The sequence below is a fragment of the Legionella pneumophila subsp. pascullei genome, from assembly GCF_900637585.1.
Lineage (GTDB): Bacteria > Pseudomonadota > Gammaproteobacteria > Legionellales > Legionellaceae > Legionella > Legionella pascullei.
The window spans coordinates 925,039-946,942 of sequence record NZ_LR134380.1; the positions used below are offsets into that span (position 1 = coordinate 925,039).

Consider the following 21,904-nt stretch of genomic DNA (forward strand, 5'->3'; position numbering starts at 1 on the left):
GCTACCTTAGCTTGACACTATGGCGGCATTTTACCGAGCCTGCTGGTTGATGCATTTTAATGGAGAACTATCCAATTATTATATTTAGTATTTTCATATAATCGTCGTGTTTAAGTGAGCAACTTGCTATATAATCATTAATAAATAAAGTTAATCCTGCTTGTTTCGCTACTGGCGATTGGCCTTGTTGTATCTCTATAGCCAAACATAAAGCGGCAAGCAGGGAAGCCATATGTTCGATGATTGTTTTTATAAGTAGAGTTTGCTCCTCATGATTGACTGATTTCATGGTTTTTATTGTTGCATCTAACTCATTGATCTTGTGGAAAAATAATGCTTTATAAGGATTGATATCATGAATTTGCTCCAGAAGTTGCCGCAAATGGGTAATGAATAATTCATCAATTGCAAATTTATGCATATCTCTGAGTGTTTGCATCCATAATGTAAAATGCGTCCCTTCCCAATTTTCACAAACGATACAGTCTCTTAATAGTCTTGGTAGTGAAGAAAAGCTCTCTATGGTGCCGTTTCCTGCCAATAAATCGAGGCTATGATGTATATTGTCCACGGAACGTTTGGCTGTAAAGTACTTGTTGATATTGGCGAGAGTACGTAACAAGAGTTGTTGTGATTTCGCCTGTTGAGGCTCCGGAATTGTATCCAATTCATCCTGGCAACGAATCATATGAAACACACTGGCTAACATAGCCAGGTTTTCTGATTTTATTTTAGCCAAACTTTCTTTTACCAGAGAGTATTCAATAATAGGATGGTTAAATGCCAGACGGTTTTTAGCATAATAATAAGCAATCTGATAGGCGCGACGAGACATACCCAAGACTGAGAAGGAATTGAATATCCTTGATAAATGCAACACATTTTCCATAACCAAATGGATTCCTTCCACCACATCACCCATAGGGTAGGCTAGCGCTCCTGCAAAATCTATTTCTGCTGTTGCCATGGAGCGGGTACCAATTTTTTGTTTTAATCGACGAAGATAGTAGTGGTTGAGGCGCCCATCGTCGAGGCGGCTGGGCACTAAAAACAAACCCAGCCCTTTAGTTCCGGGAGTTTCCTCATCGAAACGAGCTGTCATTAAAATTAAATCGGCATTCGCATTGGAGCAAAACCATTTTTCACCCGAGATGCGCCATTGATTTTGCTCATCCTGATAGGCACGGGTTGCATTGGCGCCAACGTCAGAACCACCTTGAATTTCAGTTAAGAATTGAGCCCCAGTAAAATTGTTACTAAAAGAAGGATGAGTAAGTTTATCCAAATAATGTTGAGTTTTCTCCAGTTGCGAATAATGATTTAAGACACGTATTACACCCGCAGAACAAGCAATAGGGCAGTTGTGTCCTGCTTCCCCAGCATGAGATGAGAGCAGAAACAAACTCAAGGTTTTTTTCATTTGTCCTGGCTTTAGCAAATATTGCATGAGATTGGAACCGTAAATAATATCCCCTGATCGAATATAGGCAGGATGGTGGATTACCCGATCATCACGTTGTCCGATTGCATTGTATTGTTCAATTTTAGGTAAATTGGCATCGAGGTTGTTTTCCATAACGGTTAGCTCTAATTCTTCAGCTACTGTTTTGGAAAATTGACTCAATTGATGAATAAAATCCGGTTCATCAGGAAAATGAGTTTTGTAGGTGTGCATTAGGCACGACTGCTCGAGCAGTATGTTGTCTTTGAGTTGCTTGTTCCATAACGTGAAATGGTCTCTTGCTGTTTCATACGCATTTTTTATGTTCATTCCCTCACCCTGACGTACTTAAATATTTCTTAAAAAATTGTAAAAGAGATTGTTGATCAATCATTTCCCGGGTTTCGCTTGCGCTCAACCCAGGCGATTTTACCGAATGAATACCAATTTACCCTATCATGGGTTGAAATTTATCAGTGACGTCCCCGGACAAATGTTGATAAACATTCAGGGCGATTGGTTGATAAAGAGAGTCAAAATCGATGCTATCCATTAAAATCACTCTTAATGCAGCCTCATTAATGCTGCGGAAATAAATCGTTTTGGTAGGGATGTCAAAAACCATACTCAACTGAGTTGGGGAAGAAGTGCCAGGTGTTTGAGTAACAATATTTAAGCCGTTGAAAGCATAAGCAATGTGTTCTTCTTTCGCAATAAAGCCGGGAAGTTTTTTTAGATAATGCGCTGCTCTTACAAAACGGGAATTTGAATCATATCCACCTGGCAAAGCTTTAGAGCCCCCATGGTCCTGGTATTCTTCAAGAAGAGCCAATGACGACTTATAGTCGGTATTGGTTAGTACTGGAGTAGTCAAGTTGTCTTGAGTATGAATCACCAGTTTACCATCCAGGTATTCAAAAACAGCAGATTTTCCTTCAGCATCGCTCACCATCAAGTGAACGTTCATGGTTATTCCCCGGTAGGTGTCTGCAACTAATTGATAATTTGAGCTGTCATCTATTACTTCTTGTACCGTTTGAAAATTATCTAAAATATACTCAACCCATTCAGTAGTTTTTAAAGCGGGAAGCTCAGAATGACTGGGATATCTTGAGGAGTCAAGCATCAGTATCGAAGCGGTAAGCCCTTTTTCATTCATTCCATCAGCAGATGGTCCTGCTTTAAAGCGGTTTCCGCCGTGAAATATGACACTTCCATATTGGCTTTTCCAGATTAATGGATGCATGCTGTGGTAATCTACACTGGAAACCATCGTAGTATTACGAGGATGAATCACAAAGGCTCCTTCCCGGTATTTCCAGTCCAAATTGACTGCGACAGTTGCGGGCTTGTTTTTATTGAACACTAAGGCAGAACAGGCTTCGCTGGTGAAGGAGATAGTATTTAAAGATAAGGCAATCGATATTAGTCCTATGCGTTTAAACATTTCAAATCCTTTTGCTTATTATACTCTTGGAACAGGTTTGCTTACCCGTTCAACCCTAAAACATGGACAGCAAGATATCTTACCGCATAGTACATATACTTGTCATTTTTTGTGAAAATGTTGATATTTTGACCTCTATAAAAATGAAATACAGGATAAGTTCTAATTCCAATAAAGTAACAATTTAAGTAGAATGTTCTCTATTTTATGAATTTGGGGCGGTTATGACTGTTAAAAGACATACTATAGATTTGGCACATCTTGGCATGCGCGATTTGGAACAGGTCGGTGGTAAAAACTCTTCTCTTGGTGAAATGATTAGTCATCTGTCATCAGCAGGTGTTTCCGTGCCGGGAGGATTTGCTACAACTGCTGATTCTTTCAGAGAATTTTTGTCCCAAAACGGCCTTGACAAGAAAATTTACGACAAGTTGACCGCTCTCGATACGGATGACGTCCACCAACTGACAGTAGTGGGAAAGCAGATCAGGGAAATGATTATAGATACACCATTCACTTCGGAATTTGAACAGGCAGTTCGCTCCTCCTATCAGAAACTTGCTCAAGTGATTGGCCATGATAATTTTAGTGTTGCAGTAAGATCTTCTGCTACCGCTGAAGATTTGCCCGATGCTTCTTTTGCAGGTCAACAGGAAACTTTTTTAAATGTGAAGGGAGAAGAAGCGGTATTGGCTGCAATTAAACAGGTATTTGCCTCTTTATTTAATGACAGGGCAATAGCTTATCGTGTACATCATAATTTTGCTCATAACGAAGTAGCTTTATCTGCTGGTATTCAGCAAATGATTCGCAGTGATTTGGCGGTAAGTGGTGTTATGTTTACCATGGATACTGAATCTGGTTTTGATCAAGTGGTATTTATCACCTCATCTTATGGTTTAGGTGAAATGGTTGTTCAGGGCGCTGTAAATCCAGATGAGTTTTATGTCCATAAACCATGCCTTGAAGCCGGTAAACCAGCAATCATCCGTCGAAACCTGGGCAGTAAGGCGTTAAAGATGGTTTATTGCGATGACCCTTCTCTTGAAAGGCGTGTTAAAACAGTCGATGTAGACCCTGCTGAACGATTATTGTTTTCCTTATCCAAAGAAGAAGTCGAGCAACTGGCGAATCAGGCGCTTATTATTGAAAAGCATTATGGCCGTCCCATGGATATTGAATGGGCGAAAGATGGGGTCAATGGTAAATTGTACATCCTGCAAGCTCGTCCGGAGACTGTAAAAAGCAGGGATAACAAACAAATGCTTGAACGATATACGTTGCAAAAAAGAGGTGACATATTAACTGAAGGCCGCAGTATAGGTCAAAAAATCGGTCAGGGTAAGGCAAAGGTTATTAAAGATATTAATGAAATGCACAGGGTTCAACCTGGCGATGTTTTGATATCCGATATGACTGATCCGGATTGGGAACCTGTCATGAAACGTGCTGCTGCAATCGTTACCAATCGCGGCGGCAGAACTTGTCACGCAGCCATTATTGCTCGTGAATTAGGGATTCCCGCAGTTGTTGGTTGTGGTGATGCAACAAAAACGATTAAAGATGGTGATGAGGTGACTGTAAGCTGTGCGGAAGGCGATACAGGGTTTGTCTATTCCGGTTTGTTACCCTACGAGCAGGAACGTCTTGATGTAGAAACGATGCCCGAATTACCCATGAAAGTGATGTTGAATGTTGGAAACCCTGAAAGAGCCTTTGCATTTCAATCAATACCTAATTCCGGAGTGGGTTTGGCACGTCTTGAGTTTTTAATTTCCAACACGATAGGTATTCACCCTAAAGCGCTTCTGGAATTTGATATGTTACAGGATGAGGAACTTAAGCGATACATTAAAGAAAAGACAGTAGCGTATGATTCACCCGTTGAATATTACATCGAAAGGTTAAAAGAGGGTATAGCGACTATTGCAGCCGCTTTTTATCCCAAACCTGTGATAGTCAGGCTTTCAGATTTTAAATCGAATGAATACGCCAATCTTGTTGGTGGCTCATTGTATGAACCTCATGAAGAAAATCCTATGCTTGGTTTTCGTGGTGCCTCGCGTTATGTTTCTTCAAGTTTTTCTGAGTGTTTTGCTCTTGAATGCAAAGCAGTAAGACGAGTCAGGGAGGAAATGGGTTTAGATAATGTTGAGGTCATGATTCCTTTTGTCCGAACAGTTTCTGAAGCCAGTAATGTCATCGAAGTATTAAAAAAGCATGGTCTGGAAAGAGGAAAATGCGGGTTAAGAGTGATTATGATGTGCGAGTTACCTTCCAATGCCTTGTTAGCCAGTGAATTTTTGCAGTATTTTGATGGTTTCTCCATAGGATCGAATGATTTAACTCAATTGACTTTAGGTTTGGACAGGGATTCAGGTTTGGTTGCTTCACAATTTGATGAACGCAACGATGCGGTCAAAGCGTTATTGCATATGGCTATTTCAGCTTGTAAAAAGGAAGGCAAATACATAGGGATTTGTGGTCAAGGCCCTTCAGATCATCAGGATTTTGCTCAATGGCTGATGAAGGAAGGGATTGAGAGTGTTTCTTTAAATCCGGATTCTGTTTTGCAAACGTGCTTGTTTTTAGCTAAACAATCGATGAATTGATGAATTAGAGTGTGCGGGCAATTCGGTTTTGAAATAGTTAATCTGATGATTTGGGAACTATCTGAGGCATTCCTATGTTTTGGGTGGTGGCAGATAGCCCTCAATGATAGAGTTTTTTGAACAACTAAGATTGTTTTGGCTGTTAGTCATGGAACTACTTGTGATGGTAAAGTGTTGCAACTCGAAATTCCCTTGCATTTGGGAGAAAGCAACCTATTAAGCTTATAGGATAAAGCAGTATGAGTAATTCAAAATGGTGGTTTCTTTTAGCCTGTTTCATTCCTGCTATTACTTTTGCGTCTGAGGGGGGAGAACATTCAGATCCAGTCACTTCTGTTCTTCTGGGCGTCACTACTATCTTATTTTTAGCTATTATTGGTCGGTATTTAGCCAGACTTCTTAATCAACCAGGCGTTCTTGGTGAATTGCTGATAGGGATGATAGTGGGGAATCTCTCTTATCTTTTTGGAAGTGAGTTGGTTGTGATCCTCCGCGAAGGTTCTGCTATTTATGATGTTGTCAAAGAAATGTTAGCAGGAATTTCTCTAAATCAGGCCGTAACTCATGTTATCCATAATTCCTATTACGCTAACCAGGTAATTCACGCCTTAAGTGGAGCAGAGGGAACGGAATATCTTAAGATTGCCTATGTCGTTGATATTTTCTCACGTTATGGTGTCATATTTCTTCTGTTTATGGTTGGCCTTGAGACGTCTCTTTCTGATTTAAAAAAAACTGGCAAAGAATCCATTCTCGTTGCGGTGATCGGTATCGTTGCACCAATGATTTTAGGATTTGCAGTGGCTTGTTTTATTATACCTCACTCAAATTACAAGATTAATTTATTTATCGGCGCTACCTTGAGTGCTACCAGTATTGGTATTACAGCAAGTGTACTTAAAGAGATGAATAAACTCAGTACTCGGGAAGCAAGGACAATTCTTGGGGCGGCCACTTTGGATGATATTTTAGGCCTGATCATTTTGGCGGTGGTCAGCAGTATCGTTATTAGTGGTGCTGTAAGCATCATGGTGGTAATGAAAATTATCATTTTAGCACTGCTATTTTTTATTGGTAGCTTGTTTATAGGGCCTTTTATACTTCGTAAGGCAGTTGATTTATTTCGCTTTCTGGAGCCTTGGGAATCCAAGTTGTTTATCTCATTCCTCTTTATTATGGCATTAGCCTGGTTGGCTTCATTTATACAGTTGGCTGCTATAATTGGGGCTTTTGCTGCCGGAGTAATTTTGCACGACGATTATTTTGGAGAGCAAAAAGCTCACCATAAAGATCATCGCAGCATTCATCATTTGGTATCTCCATTGGAAACCATTTTGGCTCCAATGTTTTTTACTCTGATTGGCATACAGGTCAAATTAGAAACTTTTTATGATTGGAATGTCATTGTTCTAGCAGGAGGGTTATCGGTAGCAGCCATTCTTGGCAAGCTGCTTAGTGGCTTGGGCGCTAGCCGCCGGGATGACAGATTGCTTATTGGCATAGGAATGTTACCTCGTGGGGAGGTGGGATTGGTTTTTGCTTCTATCGGCAGAACTATAGGAGTAATAAGTGATAATTTGTTTACCGCAATTGTATTGATGATCATGATCACAACCTTTATTGCGCCACCTTTATTAAAGATGCGATATGCCAAACCAAAAGAGGATAAGAAAGCATGAATAATGTTTTATCGCAGGTTACATTCGATGTAAAACATGCTTTGCAGGAGGATGTGGGCAATGGTGATGTGACAGCAGCTTTGTTGCCTCAGCAGCTGATTGTAGAAGCAGAAATTATATCAAGAGAGCCAATGGTTGTTTGTGGGCAGCCATGGGTTAATGAGGTTTTTAAGCAAGTTGATAATACGGTTGAAATGGAGTGGCGGGTTTCTGAAGGAGATTTTTTAAGTACGCCAGCTACTTTATGTATCATTCATGGTATTGCCAGCAGTATTTTAACCGCAGAACGTACTGCGTTAAATTTTTTGCAAACCCTTTCAGCTACTGCAACACAAACTTATCAATATGTTCAGCAATTAAAGGGTACCAAGGCAAAACTTTTAGACACACGCAAAACAATTCCAGGACTTCGATTAGCGCAAAAGTATGCTGTTTATTGTGGTGGCGGGTTAAATCATCGCATGGGACTTTATGATGCATTTCTAATCAAAGAAAATCATATCAAAGCCTGTGGTTCAGTTGCTCATGCTATCAGTCTGGCAAGGAAAACCGATAAACACTTACTGGTTGAGATTGAAGTGGAAACCCTCGAGGAGTTGCAAGAGGCTTTGGATGCTCATCCTGACAGGATATTATTGGATAATTTCACTCAAGATATGCTTGAACAAGCGGTCAAAATGAATCATCCCAAGTACTGTGAATTGGAAGCTTCTGGCGGCATTAATATCAATAATATCGCAGAAATTGCTCAAACCGGAGTGGATTTTATTTCTGTCGGATCTATTACCAAATCAATTAAAGCAATTGATTTGAGCTTATTGATTAGGGAAACATTATGAGTCCAAGTATTGTTTTTACCGGGGGAGGTACTGCCGGACATGTGACTCCAAATATCGCGTTGATTAAGGAGTTTATAAAAGAAGGCTGGAATGTGGAATATATCGGCTCTGTTTCCGGAATTGAAAAGGAAATGATTAAGCCACTCGACATTCCTTTTCATGGGGTCAGCAGCGGTAAATTGCGCAGGTATTTCAGTTTGAAGAACTTGCTTGACCCTTTCAAAATTATTTTGGGAATTGTCCAATCTTTTTTTCTATTTTATAAAATCAAACCGGATGTGGTTTTTTCAAAAGGTGGTTTTGTAGCTTTTCCTGTAGTTGTTGGTGCTTGGTTAAATCGAATTCCCATCGTAGCTCATGAGTCCGATATGAGCCCAGGGCTTGCGAATCGCCTGTCTTTTCCTTTCGTCAATAAAATATGTCTTACTTTTGATGCTGGCAAAAAGTACTTTAAGCGCCAGGATAAAATAGAAGTGACAGGTACCCCAATTCGTCAACAGTTATTGACTGGCAATCGAATGAAAGGATTGGAGTTGTGCGGATTTAATTCCTCGAAACCTTGCCTGCTTGTAGTGGGAGGAAGTTTAGGAGCTGGTTCGATTAACAGTTGTATTCGAAGCGCTTTGAAGCAATTGATATCAGAATTTCAAGTCATTCATCTTTGTGGCAAAGGAAAACTTGATTCTTCATTGGTTGGCATGGAGGGATATTGTCAATTTGAATACGCTAATGAAGAGTTGGCTGATCTGTTCGCTGCTTCTTCTGTGGTGATCTCTCGGGCAGGAGCCAATTCATTGTATGAAATATTAGCATTAGGAAAACCGCATATTTTAATTCCAATCTCTTCGCAAGTGAGCAGAGGGGATCAAATTCAAAATGCAAAGTACTTTCAGGGATTAGGAATCAGTGTTGTGATTCAGGATGAGTTATTGAAAACAGAGACCTTATTACAGGCAATACAGGAAGTAATGCAAAAAAAGGATGAAATAGACAATAAAATCAAAGCGTTAAAAGTTGAATCTGCCGCTGATAAGATTGTGGCAATTATCAAGGAGCAAGCACATGTTCAAACCCCAAGGATTGTATGATTACATATGCCAACAATGGCAAGAAGAGATATTGCCAAGTTTATGTGACTACATAAAAATCCCTAATAAATCGCCTCACTTTGATGCAAAATGGGAAGAACATGGTTATATGGAGCAAGCGGCTAATCACATCGCTAATTGGTGTAAGGCCCATGCTCCCAAAGGGATGACACTGGAGATTGTTCGCCTGAAAAATAGAACTCCATTACTATTTATGGAAATACCAGGCCAAATTGATGACACTGTGCTACTTTATGGGCATTTGGATAAGCAACCTGAGATGTCAGGCTGGAGTGACGATTTACATCCATGGAAACCTGTATTGAAAAATGGATTGTTATACGGAAGAGGAGGAGCAGATGATGGATATTCCGCTTATGCCTCACTCACGGCTATTCGCGCCTTGGAACAACAAGGTTTGCCATATCCTCGTTGTGTATTAATCATTGAAGCGTGTGAGGAAAGTGGCAGCTACGATTTGCCTTTTTATATTGAACTGCTAAAAGAGCGTATTGGTAAACCATCATTGGTTATTTGCCTTGATTCCGGGGCAGGTAATTATGAGCAGTTGTGGATGACAACGTCATTGCGTGGTAATTTGGTGGGTAAATTAACGGTTGAATTGATTAGTGAAGGCATTCATTCAGGGAGTGCCAGTGGTATAGTGGCAGACAGTTTCAGAGTAGCCCGGCAATTGATCAGCAGAATAGAAGACGAATACACCGGAGAGATTAAATTGCCTCAGTTGTATTGTGATATTCCTGATGAGAGAATAAAACAAGCGAAACAATGTGCGGAAATTCTAGGTGAGCAAGTTTATAGTGAATTTCCATGGATAGATTCTGCCAAACCCGTTATTCAAGACAAACAGCAATTAATATTAAACAGGACATGGCGACCTGCCTTGACAGTGACTGGCGCGGATGGTTTTCCGGCTATAGCTGATGCAGGGAATGTGATGCGTCCTGTGACGTCTTTTAAATTATCTATGCGTCTTCCACCCCTGGTTGACCCGGCAGTAGCTTCTGTCGCAATAAAAGAATCCTTGACCCAAAACCCTCCTTACAATGCAAAGGTTGATTTTCAAATACAAAATGGAGGTTCCAGAGGATGGAATGCTCCTTTACTTTCCGATTGGTTAGCGAAAGCGGCATCTGAAGCATCAATGACTTATTATGATAAACCCGCTGCCTATATGGGGGAAGGGGGAACAATTCCATTTATGAGTATGTTAGGAGAGCAATTCCCCAAAGCACAATTTATGATAACCGGTGTTTTAGGCCCCCATTCCAATGCCCATGGCCCGAACGAGTTCCTGCATTTGGACATGGTAAAAAAACTCACCTCCTGTGTATCGTACGTTCTTTATAGTTTTTCACAGAAAAAATAATTTGAAATTGGCTAGACTCTTGTTTGAAAAATTGAGATACTCGCTCGCGGCTCTGGAACGAGCCGTATAGTCCAACAATTAGGAGAAATTTATGAAAGCAAGACTCATTGCTATTTTTTTGTCATTTATTGTTATCCCTCTCTCTTCTCATGCTGAGAACGAGCCTCAAAAAATACCGGCTAAACAAGTCATTGTTAAGGGTAAAATTAACCTTAATACAGCGGATGTTAATTCTTTAACAGGCTCTTTTAAGGGGATAGGAAAAAAACGGGCTGAAGCTATCATTGCTTATAGAGAAAATCATCAAGGTTTTAAATCTCTGGAAGAGCTTGCTGAAGTCAAGGGTATTGGACAGCGCTTTGTAGATAAAAATAGAGAAAAATTGAAAGAAATATTCGTAATTAATTAATTCAAGTGCAATATAAAACGTAAATCATGTTTTATAGCGTAAATGAGCTTGATCCCATACGAAAGCATTGCTTTTACTATGGGATCCGGTTAAAAGCAGATGTAAGGTGTATAAAATTCTTATGCTGCAACTGTCGATTTTTATCCAAATATAGGATAAAGTAGCAATCAAAAAAACAACGGGGTAGTACTGCGTATGTTCAGGAAATTAAGAGGCGTGTTTTCTAGCGATTTATCAATCGATTTGGGAACGGCTAATACATTGATTTACGTAAGAGATAAGGGGATTGTTCTCAATGAACCTTCTGTAGTGGCATTGCGTAATGAATCAGGCCAGAAGCGTGTCGCCGCTGTTGGTCTTGAAGCCAAACGCATGCTGGGAAGAACCCCTGGTAATATTAATGCGATAAGACCTATGAAAGATGGGGTTATTGCTGACTTTTTTGTTACTGAGAAGATGTTACAGCACTTTATACACAAAGTGCATGAAAACAAATTTTTACGACCCAGTCCGCGAGTTTTGGTCTGTGTTCCTTGTGGTTCTACGCAAGTGGAACGTAGGGCAATTCGTGAATCTGCAATGGGTGCTGGTGCTCGAGAAGTATTCCTTATTGAAGAGCCAATGGCTGCGGCATTAGGATCCGGAATGCCCGTTGAAGAAGCTAGCGGTTCCATGGTAGTTGATATAGGCGGTGGTACCACAGAAGTGGCGATTATTTCTCTAAGCGGAATCGTTTATCACCAATCAGTACGTATTGGTGGCGATAAATTTGATGATGCAATCGTATCCTACGTACGCCGTAATTATGGAACCCTCATCGGAGAAACAACTGCTGAGCGTATTAAGCATGAAATTGGTTCAGCTTTCCCGAGTCGGGATTTATTTGAGATCGAGGTACGAGGTAGAAATCTTGCAGAAGGTGTGCCACGTAGCTTTACTTTAACAAGCGCTGAAATCTTGGAAGCACTACAGGAACCTCTATCAGGGATAGTTGGCGCGGTTCGGGCTGCTTTAGAACTTGCTCCACCCGAGTTAGCTGCAGATATTGCTGAAAGAGGTATGGTTTTAACAGGCGGAGGTGCTCTGTTGAAAAATATAGACACCTTGTTGATGGAAGAAACTGGATTACCTGTATTAATAGCTGAAGATCCATTAACCTGCGTTGCGCGTGGTGGTGGTAAAGCTCTAGAAACCATGGATTTGCGCGGCGGTGATTTCCTCTCAACAGAATAATAAACATAATAGATTATTTGCCAAGGGCGGACACAGTTCTCTAGGATTTGTGTTTGCCCTTGCTTTTTCTATTCTTCTGATGTTTTCTGATTATCATTATCGATACCTGGATTTTGTTCGCAGCGGTTTTTCACTAATAGTTTCCCCCTTGCAATATGCAGTAGATTATCCTGTTCGAGTCATAGGCTGGGTTCAGTCATTGGTTAGCGCCAAAAAGGCACTGATAGATGAAAATATGCGTTTAAAATACAAGCAAACAATGCTGGAAGCTGAATTGCAAAAATTAATCGTTATTCAAAGGGAAAATTCGCAATTAAAGGAATTATTATTGACTTCATCCAAGGCTGATATGAGAGTCATGGCTGCCCAAATACTTGCTGTTGATACAAGCCAGGCAAGGCAGGTCGTCGTCTTAAACAAAGGCACACGTGATGGTGTCTACGTGGGACAACCAGTGCTGGATGCCAAGGGAGTGATGGGGCAGGTTATTGATGTAGGACCGATGACAAGCACTTTATTGCTGATTTCAGATTCAAAGAGTGCTGTGCCAGTAAGAAATAATCGAACCGGAGAGCGCGCAATTCTTGTAGGTACCAATGATATTGAAGAGCTATCTTTGATTAATTTACCGAAAACGTCTTCTATTCATCCAGGTGATGTGCTAGTAACGTCCGGTTTAGGCAGAAGATATCCTGAGGGTTACCCTGTAGGCCGCGTTGAGGAAGTTAAGAGTATTCCCGGTGAAGATTTTGTCAAAGTCACAGTGAGCCCTGTTGCATTATTGAATCGTAACAGGTTGGTGTTATTGATTTGGCCTGATAGTGAACAAGAAGAGTTAACTGCTCAAATTAATGAGCGATTGAATGCTGAGGAGACTACAGCATGAGTGCGCTTCATATTCGTTTAGGATTGGGGTTTGTCGCGGCGCTTGCTTTATCAATACTGCCGATGCCAGAGTTAATCTCAATTTTTCGACCTCCTTGGGTATTATTATTAGTTTTGTATATTGAATATTATTTACCAGGTAAATTTAAACTAACCGCTTTGTTGATAGCTGGCTTATTACTGGATGTGCTCTTGTCAACCGTGATCGGTGAACATTCATTCGCATTGCTATTAGTAACCTGGATAGCGTCAACTAAATCCAGGCGAGTTCAGTTTTTCTCGCTAATCCAGCAAGTTTGCCTGGTAGGGTTCTTTTGTTTTCTATATCAATCAATTATTTTATTTATTGATGCTCTGTTAGGTTTTAATTATAACCTGGTAATGCCTGTGACAAGTGCCATTTTGGGTATGATTATTTGGCCCTGGATCCGAGTCTTGGGTGATTCTTCCTTGTTGACTCGCTCAGTTTATCGTTAATCAGGTTGATAAGCTTATATTCTCCAGGCTTGAGTTCATCTAACTGCCAATCACCAATCCGGTGTCTGATTAAACGTAAAGTAGGAAAACCGATAGCGGCAGTCATTTTTCTTATTTGATGATTTTTTCCTTCTCTTAATATAATTTCTAGCCAGGTGGTTGGTATATTTTTCCTTTCTCTTATTGGTGGAATTCGTGGCCAGATTTTTGGCTCTGAAATCAATTTAGCCTCGGCAGGTAAAAAAGTAATATCTTTGATAACCAGGCCTTTTCGTAACGGTTGTAAATCTTTGTCTGTAGGAGCACCCTCTACTTGAACCCAGTAATATTTCTTTTTGTCAAATTTTGGGTGGGTTAGCCGATGTTGTAATTTTCCATCGTCAGTTAAGATAAGCAAACCTTCACTTTGTTTGTCCAGACGTCCAGCCGCATAAAAACCGGGAAATTTAATAAATGCCGAGAGAGTTTGTTCGGGTAATTCGCCAGTAAATTGAGTCAGGATTCCATAAGGTTTATTAAAAAGTATTAATTGCGGCATTTTGTGATTGCTTTGATAGTGGAAATTAATGATAAATTTTTTGGTTATTGACAGCAACCGCTTTATTGCATCATTTATCCGTTTCCTGTTGATTGTAATTTAAACCAAGATTGATTTTTTATGGCCAATCACTATACAATTACACAATTTTATTCATTACGGTGACTCTTATTCATGAAATGGGTATTGGTTGTTATGGCAATTATCGCTCAAACAAGTTGTGCAGTGAATCATAGAGTTATGGTCGGGGATGAGCCTGTAATAATTCAACAAACCAAAGGTCAAGGCAAGACCTTTGTTCATGTACACCATAATGAACAAACTGCATTAAAAGCTGCAAAAGCTGTCATTAGAAAAGAGGGTGGAAGTCTTATTACGCTTATTCATTCCGGCGGTCGAAATATAGTATTTCACTTAAATAACCAACGTTATGAATTTGACCCCAATCGCATTTTTACTGATAAAGGGATCAAAAAAACCTTGGTGCAATACAGTTACTATACTCCTGAAGCGCATCAGGAAGTGAAGAAACTTGCAGACAAAATTAAGGCGTTACTACCAGAGGGTAAAGTAATCGCTGTTCATAATAACTCATCCTATTCCTTAAAGGATTATTTACCAGGACATGAACTTGCCAAGGATGCAAAAGCTTTGTATATGAATCCTGACAATTATTATAGAAACTTTTATCTGGTCACTAAATTAAGTGACTATTTACGTTTAAAAATGCAGGGTTTTAATGGTGTTTTGCAAAAACCTTCGGCTACAGATGATGGATCTTTATCAGTCTATCTCGCTAAACGTGATTATATTAACGTTGAAGCCGGTTACGATCAGTTGGCAGAACAAATTAAGATGTTGCTTCATGCCTAGTTCCAATCTGAGCTAACTTAGCTAAAAATAATTAATAGTCGTAATTGATATTTGGGAAACCTGATTATCACATGCTATCATTAATTTCTCTAAATTTATGGAGTCGTCAATGACATACGATAAAATCAAAGTGCCTGCCCAAGGCGAAGCTATTACTGTTGCTGCTGACCTTTCACTTCGTGTTCCTGATAATCCAATTATTCCTTTTATTGAGGGTGATGGTATTGGAGTTGATGTAACACCTCCCATGATCCGTGTTGTTGATGCTGCAGTTCAAAAAGCATATGGCAACAAGAGAAAAATTGCCTGGATGGAAGTTTATGCTGGGGAAAAGGCTACTAAGGTTTATGGTGGCGATCAATGGCTTCCCAAAGAAACTCTGGATGCCATGAAAAAATATGTGGTTTCAATTAAAGGCCCTTTAACTACCCCCGTTGGTGGCGGTATACGTTCATTGAATGTGGCTATTCGCCAGGACATGGATCTCTATGTTTGTTTACGTCCAATTCGTTATTTTAATGGTGTTCCAAGTCCAGTCCGGGAGCCATGGAAGACCGATATGGTTATTTTCAGGGAAAATTCTGAAGATATTTATGCTGGTATTGAGTGGCAGGCAGATACTCCAGAAGCTAAAAAAGTGATTCAATTTTTAACTCAGGAAATGGGGGTCAAGAAAATTCGATTCCCTGAGCATTGTGGTATTGGTGTAAAGCCTGTTTCCAAAGAAGGTACCACTCGACTTGTCAAAGCGGCAATTCAGTATGCGATAGACAATGACCGCAGTACTGTGACTTTGGTACACAAAGGCAATATCATGAAGTTTACTGAAGGGGCTTTTAAAGATTGGGGGTATCAGGTTGCCCGTGATTCTTTTGGTGCAAAAGAATACCAGGGTGGGCCATGGCTGGAATTTAAGAATCCTAAAACCGGTAAGCAGATTATCATTAATGATGTGATCGCGGATGCCTTTTTGCAACAAATCCTGTTAAGACCTGAAGACTATAGTGTCATTGCTACATTAAATTTGAATGGAGATTATATTTCTGATGCGTTGGCTGCTCAGGTTGGTGGAATAGGTATAGCTCCTGGAGCGAACATTAGTGATCAAATGGCTGTGTTTGAAGCAACTCATGGAACAGCACCTAAATACGCTGGTCAGAATAAAGTGAACCCTGGTTCTATTATTCTTTCGGCTGAAATGATGTTACGTCATATGGGGTGGTATGAAGCGGCTGATTTGATTATCAGCGGTATGGAAGGCGCGATAGAAGCCAAAACCGTAACTTATGATTTTGAACGTGGCATGCAAGGAGCGACGTTAGTAAGCAGCTCTGGTTTTGCAGACGCCATGATTAAGCATATGTAAACCGAGGAATTATCACATGTTCTTTCTGAACAATGCATATTGACCATTCAGTTTCTATAGCTTTACTGAGTGTCAATACGTTGTTCATGAAAGACTGGGATTATCCTTTCAAGATTATTGGTAGTATCTTTAACCATTAGGTTTATCAATCTTACGAGTTCATGGGAATTGAGTAGGAACTTTATGCATGGTAATAGTGATGCAACGCCACTGATTAGCGGTAGCTCAATCTCTTAAGAAAAACTTAGTGGTAAGTAACAAATAGTACACATTTGAGTGAATCGTATCTAATCACTATGCTATTGATTATTTCAATGACTAAATTTTTCATTAAAATTAGCTAAATTTACTGGCCAAATGCGTGTAGGGAGTCTATAAAAATAGTAAGAGGTTGTTAGTTATGAGCAGGCAAAATTTAGAGGAAATCATACAAACCGGGATAGCTGATACAGAGCTTAGCACAGAAATTAGCACAGCTATTAAACGGCCAAGGAAGTATAAGGTTTTATTGCTCAATGATGACTATACGCCAATGGATTTTGTGGTAGAGGTACTGAAGCACTTTTTTCACTTAAATGAGGAGATTGCGATTCAGGTGATGTTACAGGTTCATTTTCAAGGGAAGGGGGTTTGTGGAGTGTTTACACGAGACATAGCAGAAACAAAAGTCGCCCTGGTAAATGAATACGCCAGAATGAATCAACATCCATTATTATCTAGTATGGAACCGGAGTAAACTGGTGGTGGGTTGGTAAGGAGCAATGACAATGTTAAATAAAGAACTAGAATTCACCTTGAATCTAGCTTTCAAGGAAGCAAAAGAAAAGCGTCATGAGTTCATGACTGTTGAACATTTGCTGTTGTCTTTGCTTGATAATCCAGCAGCAGGAAATGTATTACAGGCTTGTGATGCGAACATCGAGGCATTACGCCGTGATTTAATCGAATTCATTGATGAAACAACCCCAAGAATTCCTGAAGATGAACTGGACAGGGAAACTCAACCAACATTAGGTTTTCAAAGGGTTTTACAGCGCGCGGTATTTCATGTGCAATCAGCAGGTAAAACTGAAGTCACTGGAGCTAATGTATTAGCTGCGATTTTTAGTGAGCAAGAAAGTCAGGCTGTGTATTTTTTACGACGTGAAAACATTACCCGCCTTGATGTGATTAATTATATTTCTCATGGAGTATCAAAATATCAAAATAACGATATGCATGAAAACATGAATTCCTCTATGGACGAAGATATGATGACCCCTGAGGGTAATGAATCTCCGCTCGATAGTTATTGCACTAATCTTAATAGACGTGCAAAACAAGGCAAGATAGATCCGTTGATAGGACGTCATGAAGAGATACAAAGAACCATTCAAGTGCTTTGCAGACGTCGTAAAAATAATCCTTTATTAGTTGGCGAGGCAGGTGTAGGTAAAACGGCTATCGCAGAAGGTTTAGCCAGACGCATAGTGGATGGCGAAATTCCAGATTCCATAAGAGGCTGCGTTGTCTACTCGCTTGATTTGGGTGCGCTATTAGCTGGAACAAAATACAGAGGGGATTTTGAAAAACGCTTGAAGGCTGTACTCAAACAGTTAGGTCAGCAAGAAGGAGCCATTTTATTCATAGATGAAATTCACACGATTATTGGCGCAGGTGCTGCATCTGGAGGGGTCATGGATGCTTCCAACCTGATTAAACCATTATTGGCAAATGGTGAATTGAAATGTATTGGCTCAACGACCTATCAGGAATATCGTGGAATATTTGAAAAAGACAGAGCCTTGGCAAGACGATTCCAAAAAATTGATATTTCAGAACCAACAATCGATGAAACTTTTGAAATATTAAAAGGATTAAAAGGCAAATTGGAAGCTCACCATGGAGTAAAATTTTCAATTCCTTCATTAAAAGCGGCAGCAGAGTTATCTGCGAAATACATCAATGATCGGTTTTTGCCTGACAAAGCGATTGATGTGGTGGATGAAGCAGGCGCTTATCAGAACTTATTGACGGCAAATAAACGTAAAAAAATTATTAGCGTGACTGAAATCGAGAGTGTTGTCGCAAAAATAGCTCGTATCCCAATTAAAAAGGTGTCTGCACGCGACAAAGATACGCTGCGCAACCTGGAACGTGATTTAAAGTTATTGGTGTATGGCCAAGATCAGGCAATTACTGCACTGGCTTCAGCTATCAAATTGGGTAGATCCGGACTTAGAGAGCCTCAGAAGCCAGTAGGCTGTTTCTTGTTTGCCGGACCAACTGGTGTTGGAAAGACAGAAGTAACAAGGCAGCTGGCTAATGTGTTAGGTATAGAGTTGTTACGTTTTGATATGTCAGAGTACATGGAAAAGCACACTGTTTCCCGTTTGATTGGAGCACCTCCTGGCTATGTAGGGTATGATCAAGGTGGTTTATTGACTGAAGCCGTTACTAAGAACCCACATGCTGTTCTGTTACTTGATGAAATTGAAAAAGCACATCCTGATGTCTTTAATTTGTTGTTGCAGATAATGGATCATGGCACTTTAACCGATACTAACGGTCGTCAAGCTGATTTCAGGCATATCATACTTGTAATGACCAGTAATGCAGGAGCAAGTGAAATTGTTCGTAACTCCATAGGTTTTTCAACGCAAGACAATACCAATGATGGATTGGAAGCAATTAAAAAGCAATTTAGCCCAGAGTTTAGAAACCGTTTGGATGCTATTATCAATTTTGCTCCGTTGGATACACAGACTATAGGATTAGTCGTTGACAAATTCATTATGGAGTTGGATGAACAATTAAGTCACAAAGGTGTCACTTTTACAGTTGATAAGTCAGCCAGGGAATGGTTGATGGAGCATGGTTATGATAAAGCCATGGGAGCAAGGCCTATGGCAAGGTTGATTCAGGAAAACATCAAAAAACCGCTTGCTGATGAACTATTGTTTGGTAAATTAATGCATGGTGGTCATGTCACTTTGCGAGTTAAAGACGGTAAATTACATTTTGATAGTCATGACCATAGAGAAGGTGTTTGTTAAACTGGAACCATCTTCAGTTCTGTACATGACAAATTTTTTGTTATGTACAGACAAAAATCATAATCATCGAGAGATAACAATTGCCTAACATGCTTATGGGCATAACAGGCAATCATCATCAAGATTACTTTTTGTACCACTAAACGAATATTATTCCTTTTTGCCTTGTTACAATCTCGCTTAATTATCGATATAATATTTATTTTGAATTGATATAGAGCCATGCTATCCGTAATCATTATCACTAAAAATGAAGAAGCCAACATAAGGCGGTGCTTGGAGTCTGTTCATTTTGCAGATGAAATCATTGTATTGGACTCTGGTAGCACAGATAATACATTAGCTATAGCCAGGGAGTACACGGATAAAGTATTTTCAACAGATTGGCAAGGCTATGGTATCCAAAAGGATAGGGCTTTACGGAAGGCTAAAGGAGATTGGGTCTTAAATCTTGATGCTGATGAATCAGTCAGCTCGGAATTGCGTCAGGAAATATTACAGGCCATTTCAGCGGATACAGCAGATGCATTTCGTATTCCTATACAAATGATTTTTTATAATCAAGTTTTAAAATATTCAGGAAGCCCTAAAAGGCATATACGATTATTTAAAAGAGAGAATGCTTCTTATAGCAAAGACATCGTTCATGAAAAAGTATTGATTCCTGCCAATGCGAGGGTGGGAAAACTAAAAAAACCAATTTGGCATCATTCTTTTCAAGATGTAAATCATGTACTTTACAAACTTAACAAATACTCTTCTTATAGTGCCAAAATTCGTATAGAGTCCAATGAAAATGCTGGATTGGTAAAAACTTTTTTTAGTGCCCTATGGATGTTTGTCAGGTGTCTTTTTTTACAGAAAGGATTTTTAGACGGTAAGGCAGGCTTTTTATTTGCAGTGTTTGGGGCGCAAGGTGCTTTTTATCGTGGGGTCAAGCAAATATATAAAGACAAGGATATTAATAAATTACCCGGTGTAAATCTTATAGAAGAGGAAAAATAGTGCGATTAAATATAATGGATGCCAAGGGTATTTTATTAGCTCCTTTTTTCTTTATTTTATTTATGTTTTTTATTCCGATCAGCCCTACGATAAAATCTGTTTGTTTTATTTGCAGTTTAATTGCGGTATTGATTACTCCACAATACAGAAAACATATTTTTTATGCCTATAATACCTTGTGGGGACGCGCTGCATGTTGTTTATTTCTCTTTGTCGTTATTGCAAGCTTATGGAGCCCCGCTCCCTATTCAATGCAATGGATGGTCATTGGTAAATATTGTAAATTAATTTATCTCCCTATTTTAGCAACTGGTTTTATTAATCCTAAAGTGAGGACCTGGAGTATCAATAGCTATTTAGCTGCTATTTTTATTACTTGTGTTATTTCCATATTGAAAGCTAAAAATATTATTGCGTCTGAAGATCCTGGCGAGGTTTTCTATAATCATATTATTACCGGTTTTATGGTGGCATTAGCAGCCTATTTAACAGGATTGCTGGCTTTTCAAAGTTGGGGCTGGTTACGAGCTATTTATATTTTCATGATGCTGTTAACCAGTTATCAAGTACTTTTTATAAATACTGGAAGAACTGGTTACTTAGTCTACTTTATTTTGATGTTATTGCTTTTGATACAAAAATTAAACTTCAAACAGGCATTGGCAGGGATTATTATTTTTAGCGGTATTATTGCCTTGGCATATCACCATAGCCCTGTGATGCAAACCAGAATTTATGATTTAATCCAGGATATCAAATTATTAAAGCAACACAATAAAAATACATCGATAGGCTATAGAATGCAGTTTCATCATTATGCCAAGCAATTGATGATGCAACATCCTCTGATTGGAATAGGTACAGGCGGATTTAAATACAGTTACTCACGAGACATCCCTGTTCCCAGTTGGGGTAAAGAGCTGACGGATCCGCACAGTCAGTACTGGATGACTTTAGCTGAACAAGGGTTAATTGGCCTCGGGCTTTTAGTTATATTTTTAGCGAGTTTGTTTATTACATCGTTTCAATTGACTAGCTCAAGACCTATTCTTTTAGGCGTTTTATTTTCTTTTTGTATAGGTTCAATTTCCGATACTATTTTATGCTATTCAACGGCAGGTTATTTGTTGATAGTGATGAGTGCCCTATGCTTTGGCGAGTTGATTGAAAAGCGCAGAGTTAACGAAGTAGAAGAAGACCATCTTGCTCCTTCATCAACCCATACTCCAGCAGCTGTAACTCAGAGCTAATCAATAAACAGAAATTTGCTCTACAGGTTTTTGTAATGAGCATTCTTCCGAAACATACCCATCATTGCAAACTACAAGACCTGATGAATTTAATTGTGGATAGACTCCGCCATGCCATAAACAACATCCCATAAGAAGTTGTAAATCCATTACAGCATGACGAGTGCAATAGCAAGTTGAATAGAAACCATTATTGCAAACAAGACGACCAGCAGAAGAATCACAATAATTTATCCCTCCCATTCTACTGCAACAACCATCAACAGCAAATACAGGGGATGCTGATAAAGCAAACACACTGGCTAGTAAAAATGCTTTTGGTTTCAATATCTTCATC

Annotated in this window: 19 protein-coding genes; 15 read left to right on the plus strand and 4 right to left on the minus strand. The window is 39.5% G+C overall.

Annotation, left to right across the window (positions count from 1 at the left end):
- Nucleotides 1-67: 67 nt before the first annotated feature.
- Together EL201_RS04215 and EL201_RS04220 are read right to left on the minus strand one after the other, a co-directional pair.
- Nucleotides 68-1,771: an acyl-CoA dehydrogenase family protein gene (locus EL201_RS04215; protein ID WP_027221162.1), complete on the minus strand. Its 1,704-nt coding sequence runs from the start codon at nucleotides 1,769-1,771 to the stop codon at nucleotides 68-70.
- Nucleotides 1,772-1,889: 118 nt separating this feature from the next.
- Nucleotides 1,890-2,888 (minus strand): linear amide C-N hydrolase, encoded by a 999-nt coding sequence (locus EL201_RS04220; RefSeq protein WP_027221163.1) that lies wholly within the window; start codon nucleotides 2,886-2,888, stop codon nucleotides 1,890-1,892.
- 224 nt (nucleotides 2,889-3,112) lie between these two features.
- Here EL201_RS04220 and ppsA point away from each other — a divergent pair, with 224 nt between their 5' ends.
- The 9 genes from ppsA to mreD all read left to right on the plus strand — a co-directional run bounded on the left by ppsA (nucleotide 3,113) and on the right by mreD (nucleotide 13,500).
- Complete coding sequence (gene ppsA, locus EL201_RS04225; RefSeq protein WP_027221164.1) at nucleotides 3,113-5,500, plus strand: phosphoenolpyruvate synthase; 2,388 nt, start codon at nucleotides 3,113-3,115, stop codon at nucleotides 5,498-5,500.
- A gap of 239 nt (nucleotides 5,501-5,739) precedes the next feature.
- The gene (locus EL201_RS04230; protein ID WP_027221165.1) at nucleotides 5,740-7,179 is read left to right on the plus strand and encodes a cation:proton antiporter; all 1,440 of its coding nucleotides are present in this window, start codon (nucleotides 5,740-5,742) and stop codon (nucleotides 7,177-7,179) included.
- The gene (gene nadC / locus EL201_RS04235; protein WP_027221166.1) at nucleotides 7,176-8,018 is read left to right on the plus strand and encodes a carboxylating nicotinate-nucleotide diphosphorylase; all 843 of its coding nucleotides are present in this window, start codon (nucleotides 7,176-7,178) and stop codon (nucleotides 8,016-8,018) included. Before EL201_RS04230 ends, nadC begins: the two co-directional genes overlap by 4 nt.
- Entirely contained in the window at nucleotides 8,015-9,106 is a 1,092-nt protein-coding gene (locus tag EL201_RS04240) for an undecaprenyldiphospho-muramoylpentapeptide beta-N-acetylglucosaminyltransferase (protein ID WP_027221167.1), read from the plus strand. Before nadC ends, EL201_RS04240 begins: the two co-directional genes overlap by 4 nt.
- Complete coding sequence (locus tag EL201_RS04245) at nucleotides 9,081-10,496, plus strand: M20 family metallopeptidase (RefSeq protein WP_027221168.1); 1,416 nt, start codon at nucleotides 9,081-9,083, stop codon at nucleotides 10,494-10,496. Before EL201_RS04240 ends, EL201_RS04245 begins: the two co-directional genes overlap by 26 nt.
- A 91-nt stretch (nucleotides 10,497-10,587) precedes the next feature.
- Complete coding sequence (locus tag EL201_RS04250) at nucleotides 10,588-10,905, plus strand: ComEA family DNA-binding protein (protein WP_027221169.1); 318 nt, start codon at nucleotides 10,588-10,590, stop codon at nucleotides 10,903-10,905.
- A 195-nt stretch (nucleotides 10,906-11,100) separates the two neighbouring features.
- Nucleotides 11,101-12,138, plus strand: a complete 1,038-nt coding sequence (locus tag EL201_RS04255; protein WP_011213320.1) for a rod shape-determining protein — start codon at nucleotides 11,101-11,103, stop codon at nucleotides 12,136-12,138.
- Nucleotides 12,116-13,024, plus strand: a complete 909-nt coding sequence (mreC, locus tag EL201_RS04260) for a rod shape-determining protein MreC (RefSeq protein WP_027221170.1) — start codon at nucleotides 12,116-12,118, stop codon at nucleotides 13,022-13,024. Before EL201_RS04255 ends, mreC begins: the two co-directional genes overlap by 23 nt.
- Complete coding sequence (gene mreD, locus EL201_RS04265; RefSeq protein WP_027221171.1) at nucleotides 13,021-13,500, plus strand: rod shape-determining protein MreD; 480 nt, start codon at nucleotides 13,021-13,023, stop codon at nucleotides 13,498-13,500. Before mreC ends, mreD begins: the two co-directional genes overlap by 4 nt.
- On the opposite strand, the gene EL201_RS04270 is transcribed toward mreD, so the two are convergent.
- Nucleotides 13,436-14,038, minus strand: a complete 603-nt coding sequence (locus EL201_RS04270; protein WP_027221172.1) for a pseudouridine synthase — start codon at nucleotides 14,036-14,038, stop codon at nucleotides 13,436-13,438. The two genes, mreD and EL201_RS04270, sit on opposite strands and share 65 nt — an antisense overlap.
- A 174-nt stretch (nucleotides 14,039-14,212) precedes the next feature.
- Between EL201_RS04270 and EL201_RS04275 the strand changes: the two genes are divergently transcribed.
- From EL201_RS04275 to EL201_RS04300, 6 genes are all read left to right on the plus strand, one after another.
- A complete protein-coding gene (locus EL201_RS04275) occupies nucleotides 14,213-14,911 on the plus strand; it encodes a hypothetical protein (RefSeq protein WP_027221173.1) in 699 nt (232 codons plus the stop codon).
- Between the two features lie 97 nt (nucleotides 14,912-15,008).
- Entirely contained in the window at nucleotides 15,009-16,277 is a 1,269-nt protein-coding gene (gene icd / locus EL201_RS04280) for an NADP-dependent isocitrate dehydrogenase (protein ID WP_197712599.1), read from the plus strand.
- Between the two features lie 400 nt (nucleotides 16,278-16,677).
- Nucleotides 16,678-17,013 carry an ATP-dependent Clp protease adapter ClpS gene (gene clpS, locus EL201_RS04285; RefSeq protein ID WP_027221175.1) on the plus strand — a complete coding sequence of 112 codons (336 nt, stop codon included), beginning with the start codon at nucleotides 16,678-16,680 and terminating at the stop codon, nucleotides 17,011-17,013.
- A gap of 31 nt (nucleotides 17,014-17,044) precedes the next feature.
- The gene (gene clpA / locus EL201_RS04290; protein ID WP_027221176.1) at nucleotides 17,045-19,312 is read left to right on the plus strand and encodes an ATP-dependent Clp protease ATP-binding subunit ClpA; all 2,268 of its coding nucleotides are present in this window, start codon (nucleotides 17,045-17,047) and stop codon (nucleotides 19,310-19,312) included.
- Between the two features lie 222 nt (nucleotides 19,313-19,534).
- Complete coding sequence (locus EL201_RS04295; RefSeq protein ID WP_027221178.1) at nucleotides 19,535-20,317, plus strand: glycosyltransferase family 2 protein; 783 nt, start codon at nucleotides 19,535-19,537, stop codon at nucleotides 20,315-20,317.
- On the plus strand, nucleotides 20,317-21,567 hold the full coding sequence (locus EL201_RS04300; protein WP_027221179.1) for an O-antigen ligase family protein: 1,251 nt from the start codon (nucleotides 20,317-20,319) through the stop codon (nucleotides 21,565-21,567). Before EL201_RS04295 ends, EL201_RS04300 begins: the two co-directional genes overlap by 1 nt.
- Here EL201_RS04300 and EL201_RS04305 read toward each other — a convergent pair whose 3' ends face one another.
- On the minus strand, nucleotides 21,568-21,903 hold the full coding sequence (locus EL201_RS04305; protein ID WP_027221180.1) for a hypothetical protein: 336 nt from the start codon (nucleotides 21,901-21,903) through the stop codon (nucleotides 21,568-21,570).
- Between the last annotated feature and the right edge of the window lies 1 nt (nucleotide 21,904).